This window comes from Mycobacterium sp. (genome assembly GCF_025933915.1).
Taxonomy (GTDB): Bacteria; Actinomycetota; Actinomycetes; order Mycobacteriales; family Mycobacteriaceae; genus Mycobacterium.
In genome coordinates, this window is sequence record NZ_JAICZA010000048.1 from 21,763 (window position 1) to 29,379 (window position 7,617).

Genomic DNA, 7,617 nt, shown 5'->3' on the forward strand with positions numbered 1-7,617 from the left:
TCCGGGGAAGAGACGCGATGGAGCCGACCGAAGGTGTCATTGCAACGCCCGCCGCGGCGACCCCGCGCCGCATTACGGCGCGGACGGGCGGCCGGCCGATTCATTCCCGCCACGGAGGTGGCTGCACAGCCGAATGCTGTTGGGCCCCAATGTGGGTCACGATGTAGCCGCACGGACGAAGGACGAGCGATGGGCAGAGTGGCGGGCAAGGTGGCCGTGATCAGCGGCGCCGCACGCGGACAGGGCCGTTCACATGCGCGGATGCTGGCCGCCGAAGGCGCGGACATCATCGCAGTGGATCTGTGCGCGGACATCGACACCAATGAATACCCTCTCGCCCGCCCCGAGGACCTCGACGAAACGGCGCGGCTGGTCGAAAAGGAGGGGCAGCGCGCGATCACGGCGGTCGCCGATGTTCGCGACCGGGTGGCCCTGTCCGCGGCCATCGATGCGGGCGTGGCCGAGCTCGGCCGCCTGGACATCGTGGTCGCCAACGCGGGCATCTGCCCCCTGACCGCGGGCCTGCCACCGCAGGCCTTCGCCGACGCCGTCGACGTCGATCTCATCGGCGTGTTGAACCTGGTGCACACGAGTCTCAAACATCTGCGGGCCGGCGCATCGATCATCGTCATCGGTTCCAACGCGGCCTTCATGTCGTCGATGAACACCACCGGTATCGACGGTGGCCCCGGCGGGGCCGGATATGCCTTCGCGAAACTGGCTGCCGCACATTACGTCAACGACTTCGCGCTGGCGCTCGCCCGGTTCTCCATCCGGATGAACGCGGTGCATCCGACGAACGTCAACACCGACATGCTGCACAGCCCGCCGATGTACCGCGCCTTTCGGCCAGATCTGAAGGCCCCGACCCGCCAGGATGCCGAGCCTGTGTTCCCGCTCGTGCAGGCGATGCCGGTCCCCTACGTCGAACCCGAAGACATCAGCGAGGCGGTGCTGTTCCTCGCCTCGGACGCGGCACGTTACATCACCGGACAGCAGTTGCGCGTCGATGCCGGGGGCTTTCTCAAGGTCAAACCCTGGTCGGGAGCGTGATGGCGACCAATCACGATGCGCCGCAACCTGACTCGGATGGTGTCCGGCGTCGCCTCTACGAACTGATGGTCCTGATGAAGACGGCCGACGATCGGCTGTCCAAGGGGATCGCGACCGGCGAGTTCATGTGCGTGTATTGGCCGTCGCGAGGCCAGGAGGCGATCGCGGCCGCGATGGGGGTTGCGCTGCGAGCCGACGATCAGTTGGTGACGACGTACCGCGGCCTGCACGACCTGATCGGCAAGGGCGTCCCGCTCGAGGAGATTTACGGCGAGATGATGGGCCGCACCGTCGGCGCCGGCCGGGGCAAGGGCGGCACCATGCATATCGCCAATCCCGCTCGGGGCGTGATGCTTTCGACCGGAATCGTCGGGGCCGGACCGCCGGTGGCCGTCGGGCTGGCGATGGCCGCCAAACGCAAGGGCATCGACCGCGTCACGGTGGTCAGCTTCGGCGACGGCGCCACCAACACCGGATCGTTTCACGAGGCGGCCAACATGGCCGCGCTGTGGGACCTGCCGATCGTCTTCGTGTGCCAGAACAATCTCTACGCTGAGATGACGCCGACCGCGGACACCATGAAGCTCGAGCGCGTCGCCGACCGGGCGGCCGGGTACGGCATGCCGGGCGTGCGTGTCGACGGGAACGACCCGTTGGCCGTGAAATCGGCGCTCGACGACGCGCTGCGACGGGCGCGCGGTGGCCCGGGCGGCAACGGCCCCACCTTCCTCGAATGCGTGACATTCCGCTTCCGCGGGCACTACTTCGGTGACCGGATGCCCTACATACCCAAGGAACAACTCGAGGCGGCGATGGCCGCCGACCCGGTGCCCCGCTTCCGCAGACAGCTCGCGGAGACGGGCGTCTGCTCACCGGACGAGCTCGACCGCCTCGACGGTGAGGCAGCGGCCGCGGTGGAAGCGGCGTTGCACGCGGTGATGAGCGCGGACTCCCCGTCCATCGACGAACTCGACCGCGACGTGTATGCGACCCCGATCAAGTTCCCGGTGTAACGCCCGTGGACGAGAAAGAGATGACGATGCGCGAGGCGCTCAACCTCGCGCTGGACCAGGCGCTCGCCGCCGACGAGCGGGTGTTCTTGCTCGGTGAGGACATCGCCGACCCCGGCGCCTCCGGACCCACCGCGGGCCTGTCGACCAAGTACGGCCGCGACCGCGTCCTCGACACCCCGATTTCGGAGGCCGCGATCGTCGGCGCAGCGATCGGCGCGGCCATCGACGGTCTGCTGCCGGTGGCCGAGATCATGATCATGGATTTCATCGGGATCGCCGCCGACCAGCTGATCAACAACGCGGCCAAGCTGAGGTTCATGACCGCCGGACGCACGTCGGCGCCGATCACCGTCCGCACCCAGGTGTACGCCGGATTGGCCACCGGCGCAACGCATTCGCAGAGCCTGGAAGCCTGGTTCATGCACATTCCCGGGATGAAGGTCATCGTGCCGGCCACCCCGCGCGACGGCAAAGGACTCCTGACGTCGGCGATCTTCGATCCCGACCCCTGCCTGTTCATCGAAACCATCCGGCTGCAGGGCAAGAAGGGGCCCGTCCCCCTCGAACCCGGCTTCTCTATCCCGCTCGGCCAGGCCGACATCAAGCGGCCCGGCACCGACGTGAGCCTGATCGCCTACGGGCGTTGCGTGCACGATGCCCTGAGCGCCGCGGCCACGCTGAGCGAACGGGGTGTCAGCGCCGAGGTGCTCGACGTGCGCACCCTGGTGCCACTGGATATCGAGGCCATCGTCGCGTCCGTTCGCCGCACCCGCAGAGCCGTGATCGTCCATGACGCGGTCCAATTCGGCGGTCCGGGAGCCGAGATCGCCGCGATCCTGCACTCGGAGTTGTTCGGTGAGCTCGCCGCACCCGTCCAACGCGTCGCCGCCCGGTTCGTGCCCAACCCGGCCGCGGCGGCGCTCGAAGCTCAGGTGTACCCGTCGCCGGCGCGGATCGCGGAGGCGGCCCAACGCACGCTGCAGAAGGCGAATCTGCGTGGCTGACTTCATCATCCGCATCCCCCGGGTATCCGTCGCGGTCTCGGAGGCCGAACTGACCGGGCTGCTCGTCGGCGCCGGCGAGCACGTCGAGGCGGGCACGCCGATCTACGTCATCGCCACCGAGAAGGTCGAGCAGGAGATCGAAGCCGGGGCGACGGGCACCGTGCGGTGGACGGGCCAGGTCGGGACCACCTACGACATCGGCGCCGAAATCGGCGTCATCTCGTCATAACGGAGAAAGGTAAGCCCTATGGATCTCAACGAGACCCGCGAGAGAATCATCTACCAAAAAGACGGTCCGATCGCCCGCATCACCCTGAACTGGCCGGAGAAGGCCAACGCCCAGGACCAGAAACTGGCCGAAGAAGTCGACGCCGCACTGGCCGACGCCGACCGCGACTACGACATCAAGGTGCTTATCCTCAAGGCCAACGGCAAGGGCTTCTGCTCGGGACACGCGATCGGCAACAACGCCGTCGACTACCCGTCGTTCGTAGAGAACGCCATGGTCACGGGCCACCCTTGGAAAGCCCAGAGCGACTTGTTCGTCAAGCCGACACTGAACCTGTGGGAATTCTCCAAACCCACCATCGCCCAGGTGCACGGCTACTGCGTCGGCGGCGGCACGCACATGGGCCTGACCACCGACATCGTCATCGCCTCCGAGGACGCCTACTTCTCCTACCCACCCCTGCAGGGATTCGGTATGCCCTCGGGCGAATGTTCCATCGAGCCTTGGGTGTTCATGAACTGGCGGCGCGCCGCCTACTATCTGTTCACCGCCGAGGTGATCGACGCCAAGAAGGCCCTGGACGTCGGCCTGGTCAACGAGGTCGTCCCACGCGACCAGCTCGACGACCGGGTCGAGGCCATCGCCCGCCACATCGCGCAGGCGCCGTTGACGACGCTGATGCTCACCAAGGCCAACCTCAAACGGGCCTGGGAGTTGATGGGCATGCGGGTGCACTGGCAGAGCTCCAACGACCTGGTCGCGCTCGCCTCGATCAGCAAGGACGTGCAGCAGCTGATCCAGACCGTCTTCAAGGACAAAGTGCTGCCTTCCGAGCACGCCCGCCGCCAGGCCGCCGCAGCCGCCCAGACCGACGGCGCCGCAACTACCTAGGGTTCGGGGTTCGCCGGTGAACATCGCCGACCACGCCATGAGTGCCGCAGAGTCGCCGGCACTCGTCGTCGCGGACGGTGAGGTGATCTCGTTCGGCACGCTGCACGCCCGCAGCCGGCGGGTCGCCGCGCTGCTGCACGACGCCGGGCTGCGCCGCGGCGACGGCGTTGCCCTGGTGCTGCCAAACCGGCCAGAGTTCTTCGAAATCACCTGGGGCTGCCAGCTTTCCGGCCTGTACTACACCGCCGTCAACACCCACTTCACCCCCGACGAAGTCGCGTATGTCATCGACGACTCGGACGCCAAGGCGGCTTTCGTCGACGCTTCGCTGCCCGAGGTCGCCGCACACCTCCGCGCCGCCGATCCGAAGGTGGCCGCGCACGTCGCGGTCGGGGGCCCGGTGGCCGGCTGGCAGTCCTATGAGGATGCCGTGGCGGCGGCCGGCGACATCCCGCCGATGTCGGACGGATCGGAGATGCTGTATTCGTCCGGAACCACGGGACGGCCCAAGGCCGTGCGGCGCCCACTTCCCCGCGACGGCAACGGATCCTGGGCGCAGTCGGTGCTGGAGATGGCGCTGATCCACAAGTACGGGATGAGCCCGTCGAGTGTGTACCTGTCCCCCGCCCCGCTTTACCACGCGGCCGGAGTGAACTACACCATGGCGGCCAACCGCGTCGGCGCCGCATCGATCATCATGAAGAGGTTCGACGCAGAGGCGGTCTTGCGGTTGATCGAGACCCACCGGGTGACCCACGCCCAGTTCGTGCCGACGATGTTCGTGCGCATGCTCAAACTGCCTGCGACGGTCCGCAACAAATATGACGTCTCGAGCCTGCGCTGCGTCATCCACGCGGCCGCACCCTGCCCCGTGGACGTCAAGTACCGGATGATGGAGTGGTTCGGACCGATCATTCACGAATACTACGGAGGCACCGAAGGATTCGCGGGAACCACGATCGGGCCGCAGGATTGGCTCGCCCATCCCGGTTCGGTGGGCGTTCCGATGGCCCCGGTGCACGTGCTCGGCGAAGACGGGCGCGAACTTCCCGTCGGCGAGTCCGGCGAGCTCTATTTCGAAGGTGGACCCGACTTCGAGTACTTCAAGGATCCCGCCAAAACCGCGTCGGTGTACAACGATCGCGGGTGGCGGTCGCTCGGCGACGTGGGATACGTCGACGGGGACGGCTACCTGTATCTCACCGACCGGTCGACGTTCATGATCGTCTCCGGCGGGGTCAACATCTACCCGCAAGAGGTGGAGAACCTGCTCGTCATGCATCCGAAGCTGGTCGACGCGGCCGTATTCGGGGTCCCGAACGAGGAATTCGGTGAAGAAGTCAAGGCCGTCGTGCAGCCGGCCGCCGGCGTCATGCCCGGCCCCGACCTCGAAGCCGAACTCATCGACTATTGCCGGGCCCACCTGGCCGGCTACAAGTGCCCGCGCACCGTCGAATTCGACCGGGAACTGCCGCGGGACCCGAACGGAAAGCTCTACAAGCGAAGCATCCGCGACCGTTACTGGCAGGGACGGGAATCGCGGATCGTGTGAGACGACACAAGGGATGATGACGAAATGGCAGTAGGAATGGGCAATGGGACGCCGCTACCGGTGCCGTGGGCGGTCGCGACCGAAGATCGGATCCCCAAGCAGCGCTACTACGACCCCGAGTTCTACGCGCTGGAAGCCGAAACATTGTGGCCCCGCGTGTGGCAGATGGCGTGCCGGCTCGAGGAGATCCCCAAGCCCGGCGACTTCGTCGAATACGAGATCCTCGACCAGTCCGTCATCGTGGTGCGGGTGGACAGCCACAACGTTCGCGCCTACCACAACGCCTGCCGGCATCGCGGTGTGAAGCTGGTGGAGGGCAACGGGAATCGTCGCACCTTCGTGTGCCCGTTCCACGGCTGGTGCTGGGGCCTCGACGGCCGCAACACGTTCGTCCTGCGGCCCGAAGCGTTCGCCGAAGAGAATCTGGCCGCCGACGACCTGCAACTCGTGTCGGTGCGATGCGAACTCTGGGGTGGTTGCGCGTGGATCAACCTCGACGACGACGCCCCCGCGCTGCGGGACTGGATGGAGCCGTTCGCGTCGGTCTACGACGCCTGGCAGGTCGACTCGCTGCGCGTCGAGTGGTGGCAATCGTGTCGACTGCCGGTCAATTGGAAGCTGGCCGCGGCGGCGTTCATGGAGGGCTACCACGTCCCGCAGACCCATCCTCAGCTGTTGCCGTCCGCGCCGACCGGCGCACCGGCCGCGGCGGTACATCCGGTCGTCGCGAGCAGTCTGTACTTCATGCGCACACTCGGCGAGGGCATGGGCGGCATGACGCATGAAAACGACATCCGCATCGCCGAGGGCATGCGAAACATCGACCTGCCGGCGGACCCGGCAGCGGCGATGGCCGCGTGGCGCAGCGCACTGAACGACGCCGTCGTCGACTGGCACCGCGCCCGGGGCAGCCGCATGCCCGACCTCAACGAGCTGGTCCGCCGCGGGATCACCGACGCGATCGGGTTCGCCTTCCCGCACTACTTCATCCTGCCGACCTATAGCAGCGCCTCGTCGTACCGGATCCGCCCGCTGGGACCCGAGGACACGCTGTTCGAGATCTGGTCCCTCACACGGCTTCCCAACGACGCATCGACCGGCAAGCCCACCCCACCGGAGCCGATGGCGCCCGATGACCCGCGCTGGCCGCCGATTCCCGCCCAAGACTTCTCCAACTTGCCGAGGCAACAAAAGGGACTGCATTCCAAGGGCTTTGACTTCATGCGCTTGTCCAACCAGATCGAAGGCTTGATCTCCAACTTCGAACGCGTCATCGACGGCTTCCTGGCCGGCCTGCCGTACGACGCGCTGGTACCCGCGATCCAGAAGACCAACACCACCATCGACGTGCCGATCGCCGATCTCGGCTTCACGACAAGCTCCGTGGAGGCGCGATGAGCGCGCACTGGGACCGGTCGGTGGATCTGCTGATCGCGGGCAGCGGCGGGGGCGGCATGGTCGCGGGGCTCGCCGCCCTGGACCGTGGGCTCGAGCCGCTCATCGTCGAAAAGCAGTCACTGGTCGGCGGCTCCACCGGGTTGTCCGGCGGGATCGTCTGGCTGCCGAACAACCCGTTGATGCGGGCGGACGGCATCGCCGACTCGCACGAGGACGGGCTGGCCTACCTGGCCGACGTGGTCGGCGATATCGGTGCGGCGTCGTCACCCGAGCGACGCGAGATGTTCCTCACGGCGGGCTACGAGATGATCAATTTCCTCACCCGCAAGGGTGTCAAACTGATCCGGTGTGCGGGCTGGAGCGACTACTACCCGAACCACAAGGGCGGCAACGTGTCCGGTCGCGCCGTCGAGGGAATCCCGTTCGACGCCGCGAAGTTGGGCGGTTGGAGCGACAAGGTACAGCCGCCGCTGGCCA

At 66.9% G+C, this 7,617-nt stretch carries 8 protein-coding genes; all 8 read left to right on the top strand.

The genetic code is table 11. From position 1 onward, the window contains the following. Positions 1-189: 189 nt before the first annotated feature. Positions 190-1,053, top strand: a complete 864-nt coding sequence (locus Q0W90_RS10150; RefSeq protein WP_297595312.1) for a mycofactocin-coupled SDR family oxidoreductase — start codon at positions 190-192, stop codon at positions 1,051-1,053. Next, positions 1,053-2,066 carry a thiamine pyrophosphate-dependent dehydrogenase E1 component subunit alpha gene (locus Q0W90_RS10155; RefSeq protein ID WP_297774403.1) on the top strand — a complete coding sequence of 338 codons (1,014 nt, stop codon included), beginning with the start codon at positions 1,053-1,055 and terminating at the stop codon, positions 2,064-2,066. The genes Q0W90_RS10150 and Q0W90_RS10155 overlap by 1 nt, the downstream gene beginning before the upstream one ends. Before the next feature lie 5 nt (positions 2,067-2,071). Next, positions 2,072-3,070, top strand: coding sequence for a transketolase C-terminal domain-containing protein (locus tag Q0W90_RS10160; RefSeq protein ID WP_297595314.1), 999 nt, complete (start codon positions 2,072-2,074; stop codon positions 3,068-3,070). Continuing rightward, positions 3,063-3,299 carry a biotin/lipoyl-containing protein gene (locus tag Q0W90_RS10165; RefSeq protein ID WP_008257090.1) on the top strand — a complete coding sequence of 79 codons (237 nt, stop codon included), beginning with the start codon at positions 3,063-3,065 and terminating at the stop codon, positions 3,297-3,299. Before Q0W90_RS10160 ends, Q0W90_RS10165 begins: the two co-directional genes overlap by 8 nt. A gap of 18 nt (positions 3,300-3,317) precedes the next feature. Beyond that, positions 3,318-4,190 (top strand): enoyl-CoA hydratase-related protein, encoded by an 873-nt coding sequence (locus tag Q0W90_RS10170; protein ID WP_297595317.1) that lies wholly within the window; start codon positions 3,318-3,320, stop codon positions 4,188-4,190. 16 nt (positions 4,191-4,206) lie between these two features. Then, on the top strand, positions 4,207-5,742 hold the full coding sequence (locus Q0W90_RS10175) for an acyl-CoA synthetase (RefSeq protein WP_297595318.1): 1,536 nt from the start codon (positions 4,207-4,209) through the stop codon (positions 5,740-5,742). A gap of 24 nt (positions 5,743-5,766) precedes the next feature. Continuing rightward, complete coding sequence (locus Q0W90_RS10180; protein ID WP_297595319.1) at positions 5,767-7,140, top strand: aromatic ring-hydroxylating dioxygenase subunit alpha; 1,374 nt, start codon at positions 5,767-5,769, stop codon at positions 7,138-7,140. Further along, positions 7,137-7,617, top strand: a 481-nt coding sequence (locus tag Q0W90_RS10185) for an FAD-binding protein (RefSeq protein WP_297774407.1), incomplete at its 3' end; no start/stop codon positions are given. The genes Q0W90_RS10180 and Q0W90_RS10185, both read left to right, overlap by 4 nt.

What these genes read in the sequence shown, in the direction of transcription:
- Q0W90_RS10150 (WP_297595312.1), top strand. Translation starts at nt 190, where the DNA reads ATGGGCAGAGTGGCGGGCAAGGTGGCCGTGATCAGCGGCGCCGCACGC.
- Q0W90_RS10155 (WP_297774403.1), top strand. Translation starts at nt 1,053, where the DNA reads ATGGCGACCAATCACGATGCGCCGCAACCTGACTCGGATGGTGTCCGG.
- Q0W90_RS10170 (WP_297595317.1), top strand. Translation starts at nt 3,318, where the DNA reads ATGGATCTCAACGAGACCCGCGAGAGAATCATCTACCAAAAAGACGGT.
- Q0W90_RS10180 (WP_297595319.1), top strand. Translation starts at nt 5,767, where the DNA reads ATGGCAGTAGGAATGGGCAATGGGACGCCGCTACCGGTGCCGTGGGCG.